Here is a 20,165-nt window from a genome sequence, read left to right on the forward strand (position 1 = left end):
AAGCGGGCTTTTCATTGCCCGGAAATGCCCCGTTTCAGCAACATTTAACAAATTCGTGAAAGCATGCTCCGTCAGCTGCGAAGAAGCCCGCCTCAACGCGCGACAGTAAATATGGCCGGCCTGGGGAGTAGACGGAACCATGAACAATTCCGTTGAGAACAGATTTTTTGCGATAGTTTGTGGAGCGCTGCTCGTTTTTGTCGCTCCCCTCTTTGTTCTCTTCCTTTTTCTTTCCTCGGAACGGGCCGACAAGGAAATACGCGACCATATCTCCGTTCTTCTTGTCGCCAATGCCCAGGCGCTGGCCAAACCCCTGTGGGACCTCGATGAGGACAGCGTTACCCAGATCAGCGCGACGGTCGTTTCCCAGGGCGCCATCGTCAAGGTCGAAGTGCGTGACCAGTCAGGCCAGCTCGACGTCAGCCAGTCCACCATTCCGCGCTCCTTCGACGGCAAGCTGGTGCAGGTGTCGCGCGCCATCATCTACAACACCGTCGACGGTCCGAAGAACCTCGGCAGCATCAGCGTCTATTATCCCGCGCTCGGCCTGTTTTCCGGCCTGAAGCAGGAGGAGGTCGTCTTCATCTCGATCTTCATCTTTGCGGTATTGACCGTTTTCGGCACGGCGCTGATCGGCAACCGCTTCTTCGTCATCCAGCCGCTGATGCGGCTGACGGCGGCGATCGAAGCCACCCGCCAACTGGGCTCGCGCCATCATGTCGACTGGCAGTCGAACGACGAGATGGGACGACTTGCCCATAGCTTCAACGAGATGCAGACCAAACTCGAAAGCGAGGAAAAGGAGCTGAAGTTCGCCCACCGCCGCGCCACCGACATCTACAATCTGACTCCCGCCATGCTCTTCTCGCTCGACGAGGAGGATCGCATCACCGCCGTCAGCGATTATTGGCTGCTTGCCACAGGTTATAACCGCGCTGCCATCATCGGCCGCAACTTCGCCGATCTCGTCACCCCCAGCACCCGCGACAAATTCGTCAAGCGCCGCCGGGCCGAAAGCGGCTTGACCGTCACCGTCAAGTTTGTCTGCCTGGACGGCCGCACCATGGACGTCCTCATCACGGAATCGGAGGCGGGAGCCGGCGCTCACGACCGCCTCTCGCTATCGGTCATGACCGATGTCACCGAACTCAAGGCCTCCGAGGACCGCAACCACCGCCAGGCAATCACTGATCACCTGACCGGGCTTCTCAATCGCCAGGGTTTCGAAGCCGTCCTCGACAACAAGATCGCCGCCGCCGACGCCGCCGGCCAGGAACTCGCCTGCCTCTTCGTCGATCTCGACCGCTTCAAGTGGATCAACGACAATATGGGCCATGCCGCCGGCGACATGGCGCTGGTCGAGCTCGTTGAGCGCCTGAAGGCCCATCTTGCCCCCTCCGACGAGGCAGCCCGTCTCGGCGGCGACGAATTTGCCATCCTGCTGCCGGCGAAAGATGCCGAAAGACGCGCCAGGGTGATGTGCGAGCAGATTGCCTCGATCTTCGAAACGCCATTCGCCCCCGACATGCATCTGAGCGCTTCCGTCGGCATCGCCATCTATCCGCATCATGCTGCAACCGCGGCCGAACTGCTGCAGAAATCCGACATGGCGATGTATGCAAAGAAACGCGACGGCAAGAACGGCGCGCAGCTCTTCGACAATGCCATGCTCGACCGTGCCCGCAGCCGCGCCGAAATCGAGGCCAACATCGAAGCCGGCCTCGTCGACGACTGGTTCGAGGCCTTCTTGCAGCCGATCGTCAACCTGAACGGCCGCGGGATTGCCGGTTTCGAGGCGCTGATGCGCCTCAACCATCCGCAGAAGGGCTTGATGCCGCCGGCCGAGATCATCAGCGTCGCCGAGGAGACGGCAAAGATTGTCCGGGTCGGCAACGTCATCATGGAAAAGGCGATCGCCAACCTCGCGAAAATTTCCCGCATCTCAGGCATGCAGGATACTTATCTCGCCATCAACTTCTCGCCGCTGCAGTTCGAGCCGGCGCTGCCGGCCCGTCTTGCCGCCTTCGTCGGTCGTCACGGTATCCGGCCCGAGCGCATCGTCGTCGAGATCACCGAAGCCGTGCTGATGCACGACAACCCTGAGATTCGCATGATCGTCACCGAGCTTCGCCGCTTCGGCTGCCGCATCGCGCTCGACGACTTCGGCACCGGCTATTCGTCGCTGAGCTACCTCAACCGCTTCCCTGTCGACATCATCAAGATCGACCAGTCCTTTACCCGCGCGATCAACGACGGCGACGACGACGTGCGCCAGAAAAGCCGCATGCTAATCGAAGGCATCACCACGCTCTCCCACAAGATGAATTGCACCGTCATTGCCGAGGGCATCGAGACCGAAGAGGAATGCCGCACGCTGCACCAGATGGGGCTTGACTATGGTCAGGGCTACCTCTTCCGCCGTCCGCAGCACGCAGCCACGCTGATCGAGGAACTGATGGCCTCGCAATCGGCCGTCGCCCGCGCCTCGTAAACGAAGAACGAAGGAGATGATGCCGATGAAAAAGCTCCTGCTTCTCGCATGCCTGGCGCTGCCCTGCACCGCCTATGCGCAAAGCGTGACCTTCACGACCGAGGATTATGCCCCCTTCAACTACCGCGAAGGCAAGGAGATCAAGGGCGCGACCGTCGAGCAGGTCGAAAAGGTAATGGCGGCGATCGGCGTCGACTACACGATCGAGATCATGCCCTGGGCGCGCGCTTTTACCCTTGCCCGCACGGCGCCGATGACCTGTGTCTTCGCGACCGCCCACAACGGCGCGCGCGACCCGTTGTTCAAATGGGTCGAGCCGCTGCTCATCGACCGCAACATCCTGATCACCCGCAAGGGTTCGGGCGTCACCGCCAGCAATCTGGACGAAGCGAAGAAATATACGGTTGGTACTCAGCGCGAGGATTACACCGAGACGATCCTGAAGGAGAAGGGCTTCGCCAAGCTCGATGTCGCCAGCGACTTCAACGCGACGCTGCGCAAACTGCTTGGCGGACGCATCGACATGATGCCGATCTCCGAACTCTATTTCGAGAAGCTGAAGGTCGACCAGCCGGTGGAGATAGTGACCGTGCTCTCCTCCCAGCCGATGGGCATCGCCTGCGAGAAGAACTTTCCGGCCGATCTGCTCGCCAGGATGCAGGCTGCCCTCGACAAGCTGATCGCCGATGGCGACCAGAAGCAGATCTTCCTGAAATACGGCATGAACCTCTCGGAATGACCCTGCTCGACGGGCTGCTGCCCTTTCCGCTTGACTTTGCTTTCGTTTCGCGGTGGTGAACGGCGGGAAGTTCTAGCGAGGGAAGACAGGCCATGCTGATCATCGCGGGTCTCGGCAATCCCGGCGGCAAATACGCCGGCAATCGCCACAATGTCGGCTTCATGGCCGTCGACGCCATCCATCGGCGCCACGGCTTCTCGCCCTGGTCGAAGAAGTTCAGGGCCGAGATCGCCGAGGGCGAGCTCGCCGGCGAAAAGGTGCTGCTGATCAAGCCGCAGACCTTCATGAACCTCTCCGGTGAGTCCGTCGGTGAGGCGATGCGCTTTTACAAGCTCCAGCCCGCTGACCTTGTCGCGATCTACGACGAACTCGACCTTCCCCCGGGCAAAGCGCGGCTGAAGACCGGCGGCGGCCATGGCGGGCACAACGGCATCAAGTCGCTGGACGCCCATTGCGGCAGGGAGTACCGGCGGCTACGCCTCGGTATCGGCCATCCCGGCGTCAAGGAAATGGTGCAGAATCATGTGCTCAGCGATTTCGCCAAGGCCGACAAGGCCTGGCTGGAACCGCTTCTCGACACGCTCGCCGACAATGCCGACATGCTGGTGCGAAACGAGGATTCGCAGCTGATGAACAAGATCGCGCTGGCGCTCGGCGACAAGGCCGAGGAGGAGAAACCGCGGAAGGAAAACAAGAATACTGAAAAGAAGCCGACCGGCCAGTCGCATATCCATCAGGCCCGCAACCACAATCAGCCGAAGCTGCTGACCACCGGGCCGATGGCCGAGATGTTGAAGAAGATGTTCGGCAACAAGGGCGACTGAAGCCATGACGGACCGGGACTTCATCATCCGCCCTGCTGCCCGCGGCGATCTCCCCGGTCTCATGATGCTTTACCGTCACCTGAGCCCGACCGATCCGGTTCTCGACGAGGCACTTGCCGAGGAACGCTTCTCCGCCATTCTGGCGCAGCCGGGCATGACCGTGTTCATCGGCTATGCCGGTGATGTCGCCGCCGCAACCGTCACAAGCGTCGTCGCGCCGAACCTGACGCGCAGCGGCGCTCCTTATGGGCTCATCGAAAACGTCGTCACCCACGCCGATCATCGCAAGCGCGGTTACGCCAGCGCCGTTATCCGCCACGCGATCGCAGACGCCTGGAACGCAGGCTGCTACAAGGTGATGCTGCTCACCGGCTCCAAGAATCCGGCCACGCTGCGCTTCTACGAGAATTGCGGCTTCGTCCAGGACAAGACCGGCTATCAGATCCGCCGGCGCTGAGCCCCTCTTCGGGACTGCCCCGGCAAAGCGCCTATTCTTCCGGCTCTGTGGTGAACATCAGCGGAAAGCCCATGCCCTTGGCAAGGTCGATGCCTTCCTTGGCCTTGGTCTCGGCGATGTCTCTTACGCAGACCACAACCACACAGGAACCGAGCTTGTGCGCCGTCATCATCACCCGGTAGCCGGTCTCCTCGCTCATGCGGAAGACGGACTTCAGGATCATGATCACCAGTTCGCGCGGCGTATAATCGTCATTGACCAGAATGACCTTGTAGAGCTTCGGCTTATCCAGCTTCGGCTTCAACTTGGTCTTCGGTTTCAGGGCAATGTCATTGTCACTCATCGGAAAAATCCACCCGTTGATGACATGGAAAAGGCGGAGAAAACGTCCGCCGACAATATATTGCACCGTAAACGCGGCAGTTCAATGACGTAAATATCACTGAGCGGAAAGCAGGAGGCAATCCCGGCCACGTTTTTCGAGAATCGCCGCAACCTTCCTGTCATCCGGAGAGCCGTCGACCTTCAATTCCTGTTGCGAACCCTTGACCCAGGGCGGCCATTCCCGCATAGGCAGGGCAAAGTTACAAATAGATATGGATCAAGCCATGGGCTTCAAATGCGGTATCGTCGGGCTGCCGAATGTCGGCAAATCGACCCTCTTCAACGCGCTCACCAAGACGGCCGCCGCACAGGCGGCGAACTATCCCTTCTGCACCATCGAGCCGAACACCGGTGAAGTCGCCGTTCCCGATCCGCGCATGCGCAAGCTTGCCGACATCGCCAAGTCCAAGGAACTGATCCCGACCCGCATCTCCTTCGTCGATATCGCCGGCCTGGTGCGCGGCGCCTCGAAGGGTGAAGGCCTCGGCAACCAGTTCCTCGCCAATATCCGCGAGGTCGATGCTATCGTGCATGTGTTGCGCTGCTTCGAAGACAGCGACATCACGCATGTCGAGGGCCGCATCAATCCTGTCGCCGATGCCGAGACGATCGAGACCGAGCTGATGCTCGCCGACCTCGAAAGCCTGGAGCGCCGCACCGAGCAGACGCGCAAGCGCGCCACCGGTAAGGACAAGGATTCGGTAGCTATGCTGCCGATCATGGAAGCCTCGCTGAAGCTGCTCAACGAAGGCAAGCCGGTGCGCACGCTGCTATCGACGCTCGATGCCGAGGAGATCGTCATCCTCAAGAGCCTCAATCTTCTGACGTCGCATCCGGTGCTTTACGTCTGCAACGTCGCCGAAGGCGATGCTTCGACCGGCAATGAATTCACCGAAGCCGTCGCCGTCATGGCGAAAGAACAAGGTGCCGAAACCATCACCATCTCGGCGGCGATCGAGGCTGAGGTCGCCCAGCTTCCCGAAGAGGAAGCCAAGGAATTCCTCTCCGCCCTCGACCTTGACGAGTCGGGCCTCGACCGACTGATCCGCGCCGGCTACAAGCTGCTCCACCTCATCACCTATTTCACTGTCGGCCCGAAGGAAACGCGCGCCTGGACGATCGAGCGCGGCACTAAGGCGCCGCAGGCCGCCGGCGTCATCCATTCGGATTTCGAGCGCGGTTTCATCCGCGCCAATACCATCGCCTATGACGACTACATCAAGTACAACGGCGAAGTCGGCGCCAAGGATGCCGGCAAGGCGCGCGACGAAGGCAAGGAATACGTCGTCCAGGACGGCGACGTCATCCATTTCCGCTTCAATACCTAAAGCAATTCCAGGAAAAGTGCGAAGCGGTTTTCCCAGGCAAAGCGCGAAGCAATTTTGCCGGGAATTGCGGGAAAACAAAAGGTTAGAACGATTCTGCGCTTCCATGAAAAGCTGAACCGCTCTAACCGGAAACCGCTGCTATCCCAACCAATGCTTGTCGCCCAAACCGTTCAGCGAATTGGGCGACATAAGTTTTACGGGGTCGCCGCTAAGACAGCAGGTGGCAGTCTTTGCGAAATGGCGGCCGGCAGCGCCCGCAGCACGATGCGGCGCAGCGGCATCCAGCCCGTTCCGATGATGAGCACGATCGCCCCAACGACGATCAGCGTCGTGAAGATATAGGTATCGACCGTCGCGCTCCCCTGCCGGAAAATGCCGTAGATCGCAAAACCGAGCGACAAAAGCCCCGATGTGACGAAGGCCCGCCGGTCGATGACGAGGCCGACCAGCATCAGCACCGCCACGCTGATGACGACGACCGGCGTCTTGATCGACACCGTCTGGGCAACATCGAGCAAATTGCCGTCGAACGAAATCAGCAGTCGTACGCTGAAGAGCAGCGCCGGGGCCGCACCGAGGTGAAGCCAGAAGGCGACGTCGGAGCGTGTCGTCCGGCGCAACCGATCACCGATGTCGAAATAGAGCGCCGTCGCAAACAGCCCGAGCGCGCAAATGAGGGCGACGATCGCCAGCACGATGGGATGGTTGCCGAAAAACGCAGGATCGCCGCTCGCCCATTGCACGAGCCGCAAAAGCAGGGTGAGGACGAGTGCCAGGGCCGACATGATGCAGAGCGCCAACGCCAACGGCACGCGATAGCGGGCATAGTAGAGGCCGAGAATGATCGGGAAGCCGGCGGCGAACTGCGTCATGTCCGCCCCGATGTCATTAAAGAAGGCTGTTCCCGGCTTGAAGAAGAAGGACATCAGCAGGAATGTCCAGCAGAACAGCGCAATCGTCAGGCTGACGGCCGGCAGGGCAAGCCGCTGGCGGCGCACCAGGATTTCCGAAAGCACGATGATTGCAGGCAGCACGGCATAAAGTGCGGCAAGCCCCCAGAGGCCGCCGAGCGCCACGACGACACCGATGGTGATGAGCACATCGTGGAAGCCGCGCACGAAGCGCGGCGTTTCGGTATCCGACCATGCCTGCCCCTCGGCTGCGATTGCCGGCTGCGCTTCGGTGACGGCCACGCCGCGCTCGATGAGAAACGGCAGAAGCCGCCCACCGGCCTCCGGCGAGATCAGCTCTTGGCGCACAGCCTCATCGAGTATCGACCTTAGTTCCGTCATGCCGGTTTATCTCCCCGGAATCATTGAGCCCGCGCGGATGCTATTGTAAGCATTGTGCCCTGGATATGGCGGGAGGAGCGAATGTCGGCAGAAAAGCTTTCCTTCGAGGATTTCCAGCCCGGCCGCTGCTTCTCGCTCGGCCCAAAGCTGGTGACCACCGAGGAAATCATTGAGTTCGCAAGCGAATTCGACCCGCAGCCGATGCATCTCGATGAGGCTGCTGGTCGCGCCAGCATTCTCGGCGGGCTTGCCGCTTCCGGCTGGCATACCTCTTCGATGTTCATGCGCATGATGGCCGAGAGCTATGTGCTGCATTCGCTCTGCGAGGGTGCGCCGGGCGTCGATCTGATGGAATGGCGAAAGCCGGTGCTTGCCGGCGACACGCTGTCGGGCCGCTCGACCGTGCTCGAAGCCCGGCCGATGCGCTCGCGCCCCGGCATGGGCATCGTCAAGTTTCGCCACGAGGTGGAAAACCAGCGCGGCGAACTCGTCTGCGTCTCGGAGAACTCGGTCATGTTCGGCATGCGCGTCCGGCCCGCAGATATCGGCATAAGCCCGGAGACATCTGCATGAGGATGTCCGAGCTTTACGCAGTTGGCGAAAAGGCCGAGATCGGCAGCTACACCTTTACCGAGGAAAACGTCATCCGCTTCGCGACGCGCTACGATCCGCAGCGTTTTCACGTCGACAAAGAAGCCGCCAAAGACACCCTCTTCGGTGGCCTCTGCGCCTCGGGCTGGCACACCACCGCCGCCTGGATGCGGACCTTCCTCGCCTTTTGGGAAAAGCAGAGCGCCGCACTCGCACAAAACGGCCTGACGTCGCCGAACCTCGGCCCGTCACCCGGCTTCCAGAAACTGCAATGGCTGCGGCCAGTCTTCGTCGGCGACGTCGTCACCTATTCCGTCGCCTTCCTCTCCAGCCGAGCGCTCGCGTCGCGACCGGGCTGGCACCTCAACACCATCCTCTGCGAGGGGGTCAATCAAAACAGCGATCCCGTTATCCGCTTCGAAAGCGGCGTGCTCGAATTCGACTGACACTGCAGGCAGGAGGACGAAGGCTCAGTGGCCGGAGAATTCGACCAGCGTGTGCACGACGACGCCGAGCTCTTCCAGCTTCCTGCGGCCGCCAAGGTCCGGCAGGTCGATGACGAAGCAGGCGCCGACCACTTCCGCGCCGATCTGGCGTAGCAGTTTCGTCGCGCCGACCGCCGTGCCGCCGGTGGCGATCAGGTCGTCGACCAGGATCACCTTCTCACCGGGCTGGACAGCATCGCGATGCATCTCCATCTCATCGACGCCATATTCCAGGCTGTAGGCGATGCGCACGGTCTCGTGCGGCAGCTTGCCTTTCTTGCGGATCGGTACGAAGCCTGAGGAAAGCTGGTGTGCCACCGCGCCGCCGAGGATGAAGCCGCGCGCCTCCATGCCGGCGATCTTGTCGATCTTCGTGCCCGCATAGGGCTGCACGAGTTCGTCGACCGCCCGGCGGAAAGCCCGAGGGTTTCCGAGCAGCGTGGTGATGTCACGGAAAATGATGCCGGGCTTGGGATAGTCGGGAATGGAGCGGATGCTGGCTGCGAGCTCCGAAGTCGTATTGTTCATGGAAAATCCATATCTGCGAACGCATGAAATTGGCCGCACCCTATCAATTGCCAAGGGCGGAACCAACAAAAAAGGCGGCCCGTAGGCCGCCTTTCGAAATCCGGCGGGGAACCGCTCAGTGTTCCTTATTGGCGTAGACCGAGCGCTTCGTCAGGTAGATCAGCACCGTGAAGATCGCCAGGAAGATCATGACCATGAAGCCGGTGCGCTTGCGCTCCTCAAGATGCGGCTCTGCGGCCCACATCAGGAAGGCGGAGACGTCCCTCGAATACTGGTCGACCGTCGCCGGCGCGCCATCGTCATAGGTCACCTGCCCGTCGGAGAGCGGCTTCGGCATGGCAAGGACGGCTGCAGCGTGGAAATAAGGGTTGTAATGTGAGCCCTGCGCCACCTGGAAGCCGGCTGGCGGCTCTTCATAGCCGGTCAGCAGCGCGTGGATGTAATCCGGGCCACCTTCCTGATACTGCGTGAAGATGTCGAAGACGAATTGCGGGAAACCGCGCTCGACCTCGCGGGCCTTGGCGATCAGTGAAAAGTCAGGCGGAGCCGCACCGTTGTTGGAAGCAGCAGCGGCCTCCGCATTGGGGAAAGGCGCCGGGAAGTGATCGGAAGGGACGGCCTTGCGGGTAAACATCTCGCCGGCGGCGTTCGGGCCGTCCTGAACTTCGTAATTCGCGGCAAAAGCCTTTACCTGCGCCTCGGAATAACCGAGCTCGTCGAGCATGCGGAAAGGCACGAGGTTCATCGAGTGGCAGGCGGAACAGACTTCGGTGTAGACCTTGAGGCCACGCTGAAGCTGGCCCTTGTCGTAATGACCGAACGGACCGGCGAAAGTCCATTCCTCCTCCTTCGGCTCCTTCAGCGGATAGTGCGGCGTCTCACTTTCCGCGTGATGGGCAGGAGCCGCGCCGTTGGCGGGCGTCGCCTCCTGGGCCAGCACGGCACTGCCGAGACTGGCAGCGAATGCGAACGAGAGAATGCTTGTAACAAGCGTTTTCATATTTCTATTCCCTTCCGTCGCTCGCTTATGCTTTGACCGCTGCGGTCTTGTTGCGCTTTTCGAGCACCGCTTCAGTGATCGAGTTCGGGATGCGGCGCGGTGTTTCCACCAGGCCGAGAACCGGCATCGCGACCAGGAAGAAAGCGAAGTAGAGGAGTGTGCAGATCTGCGAGATCGTGGTGAACAAGCCTTCCGCCGGCTGCGAGCCGAGCCAGCCGAGGATGATCGCATTGATCACGAACAGCCAGTAGAACAGCTTGTACCAGGGGCGGTAGACGGCGGAACGGACCTTCGAGGTATCGAGCCATGGCAGGAAGAACAGCACGATGATCGCGCCGAACATCACAAGCACGCCGCCGAGCTTGGAGTCGATCGGGCCGACGTTAAAGGTGATCGAACGCAGCATCGCGTAGAACGGCAGGAAGTACCATTCCGGAACGATGTGGGCCGGCGTCTTCAACGGGTCGGCCGGGATGTAGTTGTCGGCGTGGCCGAGGAAGTTCGGCAGGTAGAAGACGAAATAGGCATAGACCAGCAGGAAGACAGAAACGCCGAGCGCATCCTTCATCGTCGCATAGGGCGTGAAGCGCACCGTGTCGGTCTTCGTCTTGATCTCGATGCCCGTCGGGTTGGTCTGGCCGACAACGTGCAGCGCCCAGATGTGCAGGACGACGACGCCGGCGATCATGAAGGGCAGCAGGTAGTGAAGCGAGAAGAAGCGGTTCAGCGTCGGCTGGTCGACGGCGAAGCCGCCGAGCAGGAACTGCTGCACCCACTCGCCGACCAGCGGGAAGGCCGAGAAGAAGCCGGTAATAACGGTCGCACCCCAGAAGGACATCTGGCCCCAGGGCAGAACGTAGCCCATGAAGCCGGTCGCCATCATCAGCAGGTAAATGACCACGCCGAGAATCCAGAGGATTTCGCGTGGCGCCTTGTAGGAGCCGTAATAGAGGCCGCGGGCGATGTGCAGGTAGACCGCCACGAAGAAGAAGGAGGCGCCGTTGGCATGCATGTAGCGCAACAGCCAGCCGTGGTTGACGTCGCGCATGATCTTTTCAACGGAGTTGAAAGCCAGCGTCGTATCGGAAGCGTAGTGCATGGCGAGCGTGATACCCGTCAGGATCTGCACCACCAGCATGACGGCGAGCATGGCGCCGAAGGTGTAGGCATAGTTCAGGTTACGCGGAACCGGAAAGGCGATGAAGCTGTCATAGACCATGCGCGGCAACGGAAGGCGCGCATCGACCCATTTCTCGAGGCCGGTTGATGGCTCGTAGCTGGAATGGCCACTCATTAATCAGTCTCCCCTCAACCGATCTTGATCTTGGTATCGGACAAAAATGAAAAGGTCGGAATCGCCAGGTTCTGCGGCGCAGGACCCTTACGAATGCGGCCGGCCGTGTCGTAGACCGAGCCATGGCAGGGACAGAACCAACCATTATATTCGCCGGCCTGGCCGAGCGGCACGCAACCGAGATGTGTGCAAGTGCCGATCATGACGATCCAGTTTTCCTTGCCCTTGCCGCCCGAACGGTCAACACCCGTTGCCTGAGCGTCAACAGGAAGGTTTGCATTGCGCGCGATCGGATCCTTGAGGTCCGACAGCGGAACATCGGCTGCGGCCGTTACTTCTTCCGGGGTGCGGTTTCGGATGAAGATCGGCTTGCCGCGCCATTTGACTGTCAGCGACATGCCTGGCTCGAGGCTGGCAACGTCGACTTCGATGGAGGCGAGTGCGAGCGTCGAAGCATCAGGACGCATCTGATCTATGAACGGCCAAGCGACTGTAACGGCGCCGACGGCGCCTGCCATACCAGTGGTGAGATAAAGGAAATCACGGCGAGTGGGTTCGCCCATGCCCTCGCTTGTCGTTTCGTGTTCGCTCACGGCTAACATCCTCTGCGCAATTTTCGCGGAATTCCGCCCTGCCCCCTCTACCGGCGAATCTCTCTGGACACAATTCGGCCATAGATTCCCCGGCAATCCGGCGCGTTCTATGCTTGATCGCAAATTATGTCCAGCCTTGGCAAGGGGATGAGGGCACAATGTCGCGGGAAATTTCGGATGAATTTTTTAAGGCAAACACGCGCCTGCCATTATGTTGCATTGCAACAAAAATGCCCCCGTGATAGGCGCAGTCGCAGCCATGCCAGCGAGCCGGACCGGAGCGGATGAGAGACACGATTTTTTGCGTATTCAGCGTCCTCACGACGCTCGTTCTCGCCATCGTCTCCCTGCGATACGTCACCGATTTCTATCTGCTGTCTTTCTTTTACAGCTTCCAGGTCCATCTGGCGGTAGCCGGCGCTGTGGCCTCGGTCGCTGCCCTTCTCGTCAAGCGGCACTGGTATGCGCTGCTGATCCTCGCAGTGTCGGTAGTCCTTGCCGTCCACGGTGTCGTGATGATGCGCGAATTCGTCGAGCCGGCTGTCGAGGAGAGCCGTCCCGCCCTCTTCAGGCTGATGTCCTTCAATATCGAGAACGATAATTTCGCAAACGGCCCTGACATCGCCGATATGGTCATTGCCTCAGGCGCCGACGTCGTCAGCATCCTGGAGGCCGAACCGCTGCTGTCGGAACTGCCGCGGTTGGTGAAGATCTATCCCTATTACATCGGCTGCGGTGTCGGCATGGAGCAATGCGATACGCTGGTGCTGTCGAAGCGTCCGCTGATCGAACCCCGTATCCGCAATCTCGGCCTGCTCTGGCGCAACAGGCTGACGATCTCGACGATCGATTTCGATGGCCAGAAGGTCAATTTCCTCGCCGCACATCTGACCAAACCTTATTACGACGAATTCCACGGCCTGGAAATCGAGGATCTCACAGAGATCATTCCCTCCCTTTCGGGACCGCTCGTCCTTGCCGGCGATTTCAATACGTCGATTCTGGCGCCCGACGTGCAGTATCTCATGCGCAGCCAGGGCTTGGGCACGGTATCGCTGGAGCCCGCGACATGGCCGATCCGCGCCGGTGCTTTCGGCATTCCGATCGATCATATCTTTACCCGGGCGCCGCTGCGGCTGAAATCGGTTCGCCGCATCGAGAACGGCTTCGGATCAAACCATTTTGGCCTCATGGCGGAATTCGTCGTCGACCCTTGAGCCCTCATCCTCATCCGTAGCGAGGAAGCCGCCGGACTGGCGCGCCCAAAGTTCCGCATAGAGCCCGCCGTGGCGAAGCAGTTCGTCATGGCTGCCTTCCTCGATAATCCGTCCGAGATCGACGACGATCAGCCGGTCGAGCGCGGCGATCGTCGACAGCCGATGGGCGATCGCAAGCACCGTCTTGCCTTCCATGATCCGATGGAGATTGGACTGGATCGCTTCCTCCACTTCCGAATCGAGCGCCGAGGTCGCTTCGTCGAGAACGAGGATCGGCGCGTCCTTCAGCATGACGCGGGCAATCGCGATGCGTTGCCGCTGCCCGCCTGACAGTTTGACGCCGCGTTCGCCGACATGCGCATCGAAACCTCTGCGGCCCTGCTGGTCCTGCAGGCGTTCGATGAAGTCGATGGCTTCGGCGCGCTCGGCGGCCTCCACCAGCCCCTCCTCGCCGGCATCGGGCCGTCCGAACAGGATATTATCGCGCACCGAACGATGCAGCAGCGAGGTGTCCTGGCTGACGACGCCGATCTGCATCCTGAGAGATTCCTGCGTCACGGCTGCAATATCCTGGCCGTCGATCAGAATGCGACCATCCTGGATGTCGTAGAGGCGCAGCAGCAGGTTCATCAGCGTCGACTTCCCCGCGCCCGAACGGCCGACGATCCCGACCTTTTCGCCCGGCCGAATGGTCAGAGAGAAATTCTCGACGACCGGCTGATGACCCTTGCCGTAGCGGAACGAAACATTGTCGAAGCGAATGCCGGGCTGCCGGATCACCAGGCTTTTGGCATCCGGCCGATCGACCAGCCCCAGAGGCTGGGAGATCAGCTCGGCGGCGTTCTGGATGGTGCCGAGATTGCGCATGATGCCGTTGAACTGCGTCATCAGCCGTCCGAGCAGGAAATTCAACCTGAGCACCAGTGCCAACGAGAATGCCACGGCACCGGAGCTGACCAGGCCGCGCAACCAGAGATCGACGCTCAACCCCGCCATCGTCACGATCATCAGGCCGGAGAGCAGCGCCATCGAGGCCCTGACGCCCGTGATGAACCGCGTAAAGCGCAGCACCGTATCCTGATAGATATCGAAACCCTGCCGCATATAGCGATCGCTCTCCTCGTCGCGCGCAAACAGCTTCAGCGTCTGCATGTTGCTGTAGGAGTCGACCATCCGGCCATTCAGCATCGATCCGGCTTCCGCCGTTTCACGGGAATGATGGCGGATCCGCGGAACGAAGTGGCGCGCCAGCAGGCTGAAGGCGCAAAGCCAGAACAGCACGACGGCAGCCAGGGAAAAGTCCAGTCGGGCGACGAGCACGAGCGTCGTTGCAGCATAGATGCCGACGAACCAGACGCTTTCCATCAGCGAGGTGACGAGATCACCGGTTGCCTGCCCGGCCGACCAGACTTTGGTGACGATGCGCCCGGAGAAATCACTCTGGAAGAACGACAATGACTGCCTGGAGACGTGGAGATAGGATTGCCAGCGTGCTAGATTGTAGAAGCCCGGCGTGATCACCTGCTGGTCGACGAGGGCAATCAGGAAGGCGACGACGAAACGCACGAGCCCGATAAGGGCGAGCATGCCGAACAATTCGCCGCCATGGGCGGCGAGAAGACCGTTCCAGCCGGCCCCAGGCGTGATGCTGCCGAGGATATCGACCAGGCGTCCGACGAACCAGAAGAGTGCAGCCTCGATTGCCGCCGATGTCCCACCCAGAACGAGCATGGCGACGAACGGCATCCTCGCCTGGCCGATATAGAACCAGATGAATCCGAGCGTCGAGCGCGGCGGCTGGAGATTGGCGCGTGGGCGGAACGGATCGATCCAGGTTTCGAACCGGCGGAGGATAGGGTTCAGCAACATAGAAGCGATATAGGCGGATTAGCCGGGCCGGCAAAGGGAATGAAAAGCGGACAGAATGTTATATTTTGGTAATTATCGGTAACATCGGCGGCATACCCATTGAATGCCCCCGAACTGGTCACAATCTCACGTTACAATCGCGCTTTACCGGAGACCACTTCCATGGAAACGAAAATGCTCGATGTGCATGTTCCGCTTCCGCTTGCAGAAAGGCTGGATGCCCTGGCATTCGCCCTGGGGTTGCCGCGCGACGAGATCATCGCCGAGGCCATTACAACCTGGATCGATCAAGAGGAGCACCGCCGCCTCGTCGCACTGCGCACGATCGCGGCCGCCAACACCATGGTCGTCGTCGAGCATCACCGCGTGATCGACTGGGCCGACAGTCTTTGAACGGATAAGAGGCAAACGCAGTCAGGTCTTCAGCAACCATCCGGCAAGCTTATAGCCATCCTAAGAATTCAAGAGGCCCTCCCCGCTTTCGCAGGGAGGGCCTCATTTCATCTTATTCCGCCGCCACTTCCGATTCCTCGGCGTGATCGGAGAGGAAGCCGCCGGACTGGCGGTTCCAGAGGTCGGCATAGATGCCGCCTCCTTCGACCAGCTCGCTATGCGAGCCCGCCTCGATGATCCGGCCCTTGTCGAGCACGATCAGCCGGTCCATCTCCGTCAGCGTCGAAAGCCGGTGGGCGATCGCGATCACCGTCTTGCCCTCCATCAGGGCGAAGAGGTTTTCCTGGATCGCCGCCTCGACTTCCGAATCGAGCGCCGAGGTTGCCTCGTCGAGCACCAGGATCGGCGCGTCCTTCAGGAAGACACGGGCGATCGCGACGCGCTGCCGCTGACCGCCGGACAACTTGACGCCGCGTTCGCCGACCTGTGCGTCGAGCCCCGCGCGGCCCTGCATGTCGACGAGGCCTTCGATGAACTCCCAGGCATTGGCGCGTTTGGCGGCCTCGATCACCTCGTCGTCCGTTGCTTCGGGACGACCATAGGCAATGTTGTCGCGGATCGAGCGATGCAGCAGCGAGGTGTCCTGCGTCACCACGCCGATCAGCGAGCGCAGGCTTTCCTGCGAGACGCCGGCGATGTCCTGCCCGTCGATGGTGATGCGGCCGGCCTCTAGGTCGTAGAAGCGCAGCAGCAGGTTCATTAGCGTCGTCTTGCCGGCGCCGGAACGGCCGACCAGACCGACCTTCTCCCCCGCCTTGATGTCGAGCGACAGGTTGTCGATGACGCCCTTGCTCTTGCCGTAGTGGAAGCGGATGCGGTCGTAGTGGATCGCGCCCTTCTTCGCCGTCAGCGTGGGTGCGCCCGGCTTGTCGACGATGTCGTGCTGTTTGCTCATCATCTCCATACCGTCATAGACCGTGCCGATATTCTCGAACAGCGCCGAGACTTCCCACATGATCCATTGCGACATGCCGTTGACGCGCATGGCAAGACCGATGGCGATGGCGATGGCGCCAACCGAGATCGCGCCGTTCAGCCAGAACCAGATCGACAGGCCCGAGATGACGAACAGCGCAACACAGTTGTTCACGTAAACGCAGATATGGAAGAGCGTCACCTTGCGCATCTGCTTGTGCACGGTCTGCAGGAACTCGTCCATGCCCTCCTTGGCATAGACCTCCTCGCGGCCCGCATGCGAAAACAGCTTGACGGTCGCAATATTCGTGTAGCTGTCGACCACGCGCCCGGTCATCATCGAGCGCGCATCCGCCTGCGCCGCCGCGATCTTGCGAAGCCGCGGCACAAAATAGGCGACGATGGTGATATAGACCGCGAGCCAGACAAGGATCGGGATCATCAGCCGCCAGTCGGCCGCTGCGATGACGATGATCATCGTCAGGAAGTAGGTGACGACATAGACGAAGACGTCGAGGATCTTCATCACCGTTTCGCGCACGGCAAGCGACGTCTGCATCACTTTGGTCGCGACACGCCCGGCAAACTCGTTGGCGAAGAACGACATGCTGTGGCGCAGCAGGAAGCGGTGCATCTGCCAGCGTGCGATCATCGGATAATTGCCGAGCATCATCTGATGCATGATCAGCGAATCGAGCCCGGCCGTCAGCGGCAGGCCGACCAGCACCAGCGCCGCCATCCAGAAAAGCTTGTGGCCTTCTCTCTCCAGGAATGTGGCGCGGTCGGCATTGGTCAGCCAGTCGACGATGTCGCCGAGGAACTGGAAGAGCGCCACTTCGCCGATCGCGATCAGCGCGGTGAGCACGGCCATCAGGCCGAGCCAGGGCGCAGCCGGTTTGCTGTAGTGCCAGCAAAAGGCAAAAAGACCTTTCGGCGGGGCGATAGGGTCCTCGCTTGGAAAGGGATTGAGTCGCTGTTCGAACCAGCCAAACATGAAATTGCTCCGAAACGTCACCGTTCCGGCTCCCGGCTTCGCGCCATCCCAGCGCTATGCAAGCACATATGGGAACCGAACGTTCAAGGGGCGAGGCTGAGACAGCCGCACAAGGGATCAAAAAAGGAATTCAGGGAAGAAATCCGCACTATCGGCGGAAAATCGCACCGCTTGGCATCACGGCCGGGAGGCGCACATACAGCAAAATATTCATTCTGGCGCTCCTTGCTGGCGATTAAAGATATGCACCGATAACGCGAAAATGAGGAATTTTCCAGCCCTGTTCTGCCAAATATTTCATCTTTTCGGGTCCAAACGCGCCCTGTTGCGTCGAAATCACAGTTGCATTAGGCCTTTGGCGGCGAGAGCGGGAAGACGGCGCATCATGACTTCACTGAGACTGGCACTCTATCAGCCGGATATTCCCGGCAACACCGGCACGATCCTGCGTCTTGCCGCCTGCCTTGGCTTTGCGGTCGATCTGATCGAACCAGCCGGCTTCGACATCTCCGACCGCAACCTGAAACGGGCCGGCATGGACTACATCGCCGCCGCCGCCCTCACCCGCCATGTCAGCTGGGACCGCTTCGAGGCATGGCGTCTGACCACCGGCCGCCGCCTGATCCTCGCCTCGACCAAGGCTGCGGAGCGCTACACCGATCTTGCCTTCCGCCCGGACGATATCCTGCTCTTCGGTCGCGAGAGCGCCGGCGTGCCGGATCAAGTGCATGAGAGGGCCGACGCCCGCGTCCTGATCCCGATGCTCGAAGGCCAGCGCTCGATTAACGTCGCCGTGTCGGCCGCGATGATCGTCGGCGAGGCGATGCGCCAAACCGTCTGGGCCTGACGGAGGCCGGCGCTGGTCGAGCAAAGCCCGCGGAGTTGCCGATCCGCTCCAGAATATGTCGCAAAATAGCGTTGTCTATCTGTCAAACCGGCGTATATTTATTAGCCGGGCAATCAAAAATTCAGTATTGGCCTCCATGATTCCAAGAAGTTGGAATGGCCATGCGAGGAAAACGGCATTTCTCCAGATCTGTGAAAGAAGAATAAAAACAACAAAATGGACTCTACAATCATCATGATCAACCTGTTCGGCGCAGTGGCTCTGCTGCTGTTCGGCCTCGCGCAGGTGAAGGATGGCGTATCCAGAGCTTTTGGCGCCCGCCTGAGAACGGGGCTGGCGACCGGCACACGCGGCAGTCTTCGTTCGTTCCTGTCAGGCCTCGTTGCAACCGTCGCGCTGCAGAGCTCGACGGCAACGGCGCTGATGACGGCCTCCTTCGTCGAGCGCGATCTGATCAAGCCGCGCATGGCGCAGATCGTTCTGCTCGGCGCCAATGTCGGTACCGCGATCACCGCCTGGATCGTTGCCACCGGCATCGAATGGCTCTCTCCTCTTCTGATTCTTGTTGGCATTGTGCTTTACCGCGGCCGTTCAAGCACCAGCCAGGGCGGCGGCACAGCGCTGATCGGCATCGGGCTGATGCTGCTGTCGCTGCACCTCCTTGGTCTTGCGACGGAGCCGATGCGCGCCTCCCCTGCTCTCGCCGCCTTCATCGGCCTGCTGGATGGCGCCCTGCCCGTGGCAATGATCGTCTCGGCAGCACTTGCCTTCGCATCCTCGTCGAGCCTTGCGGTGGTGGTGCTCATCCTGTCGCTCGCCTCGGCCGGCGTCGTCTCCGCCGAACTCGTCATCGTGCTCGTGCTCGGCGCCAATCTCGGCGGCGCAATACCGCCTGTCGTCGCGACATTGTCCGGTGCGGTTTCGGCGCGGCGCGTCACACTCGGAAATCTCGCCGTCCGCACGCTCGGCTGCCTCATCGCCCTGCCGCTGGCGGGTTATGGCGCGGAATTCATCCAGATGCTGCCCTTCGGTCCTGCCAAGCTGCCGGTCGATGCGCATCTTGCCTTCAACCTTCTGCTGGCGGCGCTGGCCTGGCCATTCTCCCGGCCGCTCGCCACCCTGATGGCCCGGCTGGTGCCGGATCAGGCCGAGCCTGACAGCGCCCCGAAATATCTGGATGCGCAGGAGCTTTCGACGCCGGTCGTGGCCCTGGCCAGCGCTACCCGCGAAGTGCTCGGCGTCGGCGACTTGATCGAGCGCATGCTGATCCGGGTCTCCGAAGCCTTCGAGCGTAACGACGCATCGAAGCTTGCCGAGATATCCGCCCTCGAAGAGCGCGTCGACCGGCTGCAGCAGGCGGTGAAGGTCTATCTCTCGAAGCTTGGCCGCGAGGGTCTCAGCGACGAGAACGCCCGCCGCTCCATCGTCGTCATCGATTATGCGATCAACCTCGAACATATGGGCGACATCATCGAGAAGGGTTTGCTGGAGCAGGTGGCGAAGAAGATCTCCCTCGGCCTGAAATTTTCCGAGGACGGTCACCAGGAACTGCGTAAGCTCTTCGATCTGACGATCGACAATCTGCGCGTCGCCCAGACGATCTTCGTCACCCGCGATTTCAATCTCGCCCGTCAGATGATGGAGGTAAAGGTCGAGGTGCGCCGGATGGAAAAACAGTCTGCCGAGCGCCATCTCGAACGTCTGCGCGACGGCCGCGCCGACAGCCTGCAGACGAGTTCGCTGCATCTCGACATGCTGCGCGACCTGAAGCGCCTCAACGCCCACATCGTCTCTGTGGCGCATCCGATCATGGACGAAAGCGGCCTCTTGATCGAAAGCCGCGTGCGCGCTGACGCGAAGTGAC

General features: G+C 60.8%; 19 protein-coding genes. 11 read left to right on the forward strand and 8 right to left on the reverse strand.

Annotated elements, in window-relative coordinates; translation table 11 throughout:
- Positions 1-139: 139 nt before the first annotated feature.
- The 4 genes from CUJ84_RS15705 to CUJ84_RS15720 all read left to right on the forward strand — a co-directional run bounded on the left by CUJ84_RS15705 (position 140) and on the right by CUJ84_RS15720 (position 4,511).
- On the forward strand, positions 140-2,491 hold the full coding sequence (locus tag CUJ84_RS15705; RefSeq protein ID WP_105006893.1) for an EAL domain-containing protein: 2,352 nt from the start codon (positions 140-142) through the stop codon (positions 2,489-2,491).
- Between the two features lie 25 nt (positions 2,492-2,516).
- Positions 2,517-3,230, forward strand: a complete 714-nt coding sequence (locus tag CUJ84_RS15710; protein ID WP_105006894.1) for a substrate-binding periplasmic protein — start codon at positions 2,517-2,519, stop codon at positions 3,228-3,230.
- A 92-nt stretch (positions 3,231-3,322) separates the two neighbouring features.
- A complete protein-coding gene (pth, locus tag CUJ84_RS15715; RefSeq protein ID WP_105006895.1) occupies positions 3,323-4,054 on the forward strand; it encodes an aminoacyl-tRNA hydrolase in 732 nt (243 codons plus the stop codon).
- A 4-nt stretch (positions 4,055-4,058) separates the two neighbouring features.
- Complete coding sequence (locus CUJ84_RS15720; protein ID WP_105006896.1) at positions 4,059-4,511, forward strand: GNAT family N-acetyltransferase; 453 nt, start codon at positions 4,059-4,061, stop codon at positions 4,509-4,511.
- Positions 4,512-4,542: 31 nt separating this feature from the next.
- Here the strand turns inward: CUJ84_RS15720 and clpS are convergent, their stop codons facing one another.
- A complete protein-coding gene (clpS, locus tag CUJ84_RS15725) occupies positions 4,543-4,854 on the reverse strand; it encodes an ATP-dependent Clp protease adapter ClpS (RefSeq protein ID WP_105008205.1) in 312 nt (103 codons plus the stop codon).
- Between the two features lie 265 nt (positions 4,855-5,119).
- Here clpS and ychF point away from each other — a divergent pair, with 265 nt between their 5' ends.
- Entirely contained in the window at positions 5,120-6,223 is a 1,104-nt protein-coding gene (ychF, locus tag CUJ84_RS15730) for a redox-regulated ATPase YchF (RefSeq protein WP_105008206.1), read from the forward strand.
- A gap of 194 nt (positions 6,224-6,417) precedes the next feature.
- On the opposite strand, the gene CUJ84_RS15735 is transcribed toward ychF, so the two are convergent.
- Positions 6,418-7,515, reverse strand: a complete 1,098-nt coding sequence (locus CUJ84_RS15735; RefSeq protein WP_105006897.1) for a hypothetical protein — start codon at positions 7,513-7,515, stop codon at positions 6,418-6,420.
- An 81-nt stretch (positions 7,516-7,596) separates the two neighbouring features.
- Between CUJ84_RS15735 and CUJ84_RS15740 the strand changes: the two genes are divergently transcribed.
- Together CUJ84_RS15740 and CUJ84_RS15745 are read left to right on the forward strand one after the other, a co-directional pair.
- Positions 7,597-8,088 (forward strand): MaoC family dehydratase, encoded by a 492-nt coding sequence (locus CUJ84_RS15740; RefSeq protein ID WP_027683577.1) that lies wholly within the window; start codon positions 7,597-7,599, stop codon positions 8,086-8,088.
- A complete protein-coding gene (locus tag CUJ84_RS15745) occupies positions 8,085-8,552 on the forward strand; it encodes a MaoC family dehydratase (protein ID WP_105006898.1) in 468 nt (155 codons plus the stop codon). Before CUJ84_RS15740 ends, CUJ84_RS15745 begins: the two co-directional genes overlap by 4 nt.
- A 24-nt stretch (positions 8,553-8,576) precedes the next feature.
- Here the strand turns inward: CUJ84_RS15745 and CUJ84_RS15750 are convergent, their stop codons facing one another.
- From CUJ84_RS15750 to petA, 4 genes are all read right to left on the reverse strand, one after another.
- The gene (locus tag CUJ84_RS15750) at positions 8,577-9,119 is read right to left on the reverse strand and encodes an adenine phosphoribosyltransferase (protein ID WP_003541749.1); all 543 of its coding nucleotides are present in this window, start codon (positions 9,117-9,119) and stop codon (positions 8,577-8,579) included.
- Between the two features lie 115 nt (positions 9,120-9,234).
- Complete coding sequence (locus tag CUJ84_RS15755; RefSeq protein ID WP_105006899.1) at positions 9,235-10,119, reverse strand: cytochrome c1; 885 nt, start codon at positions 10,117-10,119, stop codon at positions 9,235-9,237.
- A gap of 25 nt (positions 10,120-10,144) precedes the next feature.
- The gene (locus CUJ84_RS15760; protein WP_105006900.1) at positions 10,145-11,413 is read right to left on the reverse strand and encodes a cytochrome b; all 1,269 of its coding nucleotides are present in this window, start codon (positions 11,411-11,413) and stop codon (positions 10,145-10,147) included.
- Between the two features lie 14 nt (positions 11,414-11,427).
- Positions 11,428-12,006, reverse strand: coding sequence for a ubiquinol-cytochrome c reductase iron-sulfur subunit (gene petA, locus CUJ84_RS15765; protein ID WP_003561343.1), 579 nt, complete (start codon positions 12,004-12,006; stop codon positions 11,428-11,430).
- A gap of 284 nt (positions 12,007-12,290) precedes the next feature.
- On the opposite strand from petA, the gene CUJ84_RS15770 reads away from it, so the two are divergent.
- Positions 12,291-13,223 (forward strand): endonuclease/exonuclease/phosphatase family protein, encoded by a 933-nt coding sequence (locus tag CUJ84_RS15770; RefSeq protein WP_105006901.1) that lies wholly within the window; start codon positions 12,291-12,293, stop codon positions 13,221-13,223.
- Here CUJ84_RS15770 and CUJ84_RS15775 read toward each other — a convergent pair.
- Complete coding sequence (locus tag CUJ84_RS15775) at positions 13,179-15,092, reverse strand: ABC transporter ATP-binding protein (RefSeq protein WP_105006902.1); 1,914 nt, start codon at positions 15,090-15,092, stop codon at positions 13,179-13,181. The two genes, CUJ84_RS15770 and CUJ84_RS15775, sit on opposite strands and share 45 nt — an antisense overlap.
- Positions 15,093-15,254: 162 nt before the next feature.
- Between CUJ84_RS15775 and CUJ84_RS15780 the strand changes: the two genes are divergently transcribed.
- On the forward strand, positions 15,255-15,485 hold the full coding sequence (locus CUJ84_RS15780) for a CopG family ribbon-helix-helix protein (RefSeq protein WP_003561346.1): 231 nt from the start codon (positions 15,255-15,257) through the stop codon (positions 15,483-15,485).
- Positions 15,486-15,597: 112 nt separating this feature from the next.
- Here the strand turns inward: CUJ84_RS15780 and CUJ84_RS15785 are convergent, their stop codons facing one another.
- Positions 15,598-17,454: an ABC transporter ATP-binding protein gene (locus tag CUJ84_RS15785; RefSeq protein WP_105006903.1), complete on the reverse strand. Its 1,857-nt coding sequence runs from the start codon at positions 17,452-17,454 to the stop codon at positions 15,598-15,600.
- A 385-nt stretch (positions 17,455-17,839) separates the two neighbouring features.
- Here CUJ84_RS15785 and CUJ84_RS15790 point away from each other — a divergent pair, with 385 nt between their 5' ends.
- Together CUJ84_RS15790 and CUJ84_RS15795 are read left to right on the forward strand one after the other, a co-directional pair.
- The gene (locus CUJ84_RS15790) at positions 17,840-18,301 is read left to right on the forward strand and encodes a tRNA (cytidine(34)-2'-O)-methyltransferase (RefSeq protein WP_027683570.1); all 462 of its coding nucleotides are present in this window, start codon (positions 17,840-17,842) and stop codon (positions 18,299-18,301) included.
- 216 nt (positions 18,302-18,517) lie between these two features.
- Positions 18,518-20,164, forward strand: coding sequence for a Na/Pi cotransporter family protein (locus tag CUJ84_RS15795; protein ID WP_105006904.1), 1,647 nt, complete (start codon positions 18,518-18,520; stop codon positions 20,162-20,164).
- Position 20,165 lies beyond the last annotated feature (1 nt).

The sequence above is a fragment of the Rhizobium leguminosarum genome (assembly GCF_002953715.1).
GTDB classification, from domain to species: Bacteria; Pseudomonadota; Alphaproteobacteria; order Rhizobiales; family Rhizobiaceae; genus Rhizobium; species Rhizobium leguminosarum_V.

Bases quoted from the DNA above. Each gene is read 5' to 3' on its own strand.
- CUJ84_RS15705 (WP_105006893.1), top strand. From the start codon at position 140: ATGAACAATTCCGTTGAGAACAGATTTTTTGCGATAGTTTGTGGAGCG.
- CUJ84_RS15710 (WP_105006894.1), top strand. From the start codon at position 2,517: ATGAAAAAGCTCCTGCTTCTCGCATGCCTGGCGCTGCCCTGCACCGCC.
- pth (WP_105006895.1), top strand. From the start codon at position 3,323: ATGCTGATCATCGCGGGTCTCGGCAATCCCGGCGGCAAATACGCCGGC.
- CUJ84_RS15720 (WP_105006896.1), top strand. From the start codon at position 4,059: ATGACGGACCGGGACTTCATCATCCGCCCTGCTGCCCGCGGCGATCTC.
- clpS (WP_105008205.1), bottom strand. From the start codon at position 4,854: ATGAGTGACAATGACATTGCCCTGAAACCGAAGACCAAGTTGAAGCCG.
- ychF (WP_105008206.1), top strand. From the start codon at position 5,120: ATGGGCTTCAAATGCGGTATCGTCGGGCTGCCGAATGTCGGCAAATCG.
- CUJ84_RS15735 (WP_105006897.1), bottom strand. From the start codon at position 7,515: ATGACGGAACTAAGGTCGATACTCGATGAGGCTGTGCGCCAAGAGCTG.
- CUJ84_RS15740 (WP_027683577.1), top strand. From the start codon at position 7,597: ATGTCGGCAGAAAAGCTTTCCTTCGAGGATTTCCAGCCCGGCCGCTGC.
- CUJ84_RS15745 (WP_105006898.1), top strand. From the start codon at position 8,085: ATGAGGATGTCCGAGCTTTACGCAGTTGGCGAAAAGGCCGAGATCGGC.
- CUJ84_RS15750 (WP_003541749.1), bottom strand. From the start codon at position 9,119: ATGAACAATACGACTTCGGAGCTCGCAGCCAGCATCCGCTCCATTCCC.
- CUJ84_RS15755 (WP_105006899.1), bottom strand. From the start codon at position 10,119: ATGAAAACGCTTGTTACAAGCATTCTCTCGTTCGCATTCGCTGCCAGT.
- CUJ84_RS15760 (WP_105006900.1), bottom strand. From the start codon at position 11,413: ATGAGTGGCCATTCCAGCTACGAGCCATCAACCGGCCTCGAGAAATGG.
- CUJ84_RS15770 (WP_105006901.1), top strand. From the start codon at position 12,291: ATGAGAGACACGATTTTTTGCGTATTCAGCGTCCTCACGACGCTCGTT.
- CUJ84_RS15775 (WP_105006902.1), bottom strand. From the start codon at position 15,092: ATGTTGCTGAACCCTATCCTCCGCCGGTTCGAAACCTGGATCGATCCG.
- CUJ84_RS15780 (WP_003561346.1), top strand. From the start codon at position 15,255: ATGGAAACGAAAATGCTCGATGTGCATGTTCCGCTTCCGCTTGCAGAA.
- CUJ84_RS15785 (WP_105006903.1), bottom strand. From the start codon at position 17,454: ATGTTTGGCTGGTTCGAACAGCGACTCAATCCCTTTCCAAGCGAGGAC.
- CUJ84_RS15790 (WP_027683570.1), top strand. From the start codon at position 17,840: ATGACTTCACTGAGACTGGCACTCTATCAGCCGGATATTCCCGGCAAC.
- CUJ84_RS15795 (WP_105006904.1), top strand. From the start codon at position 18,518: ATGGACTCTACAATCATCATGATCAACCTGTTCGGCGCAGTGGCTCTG.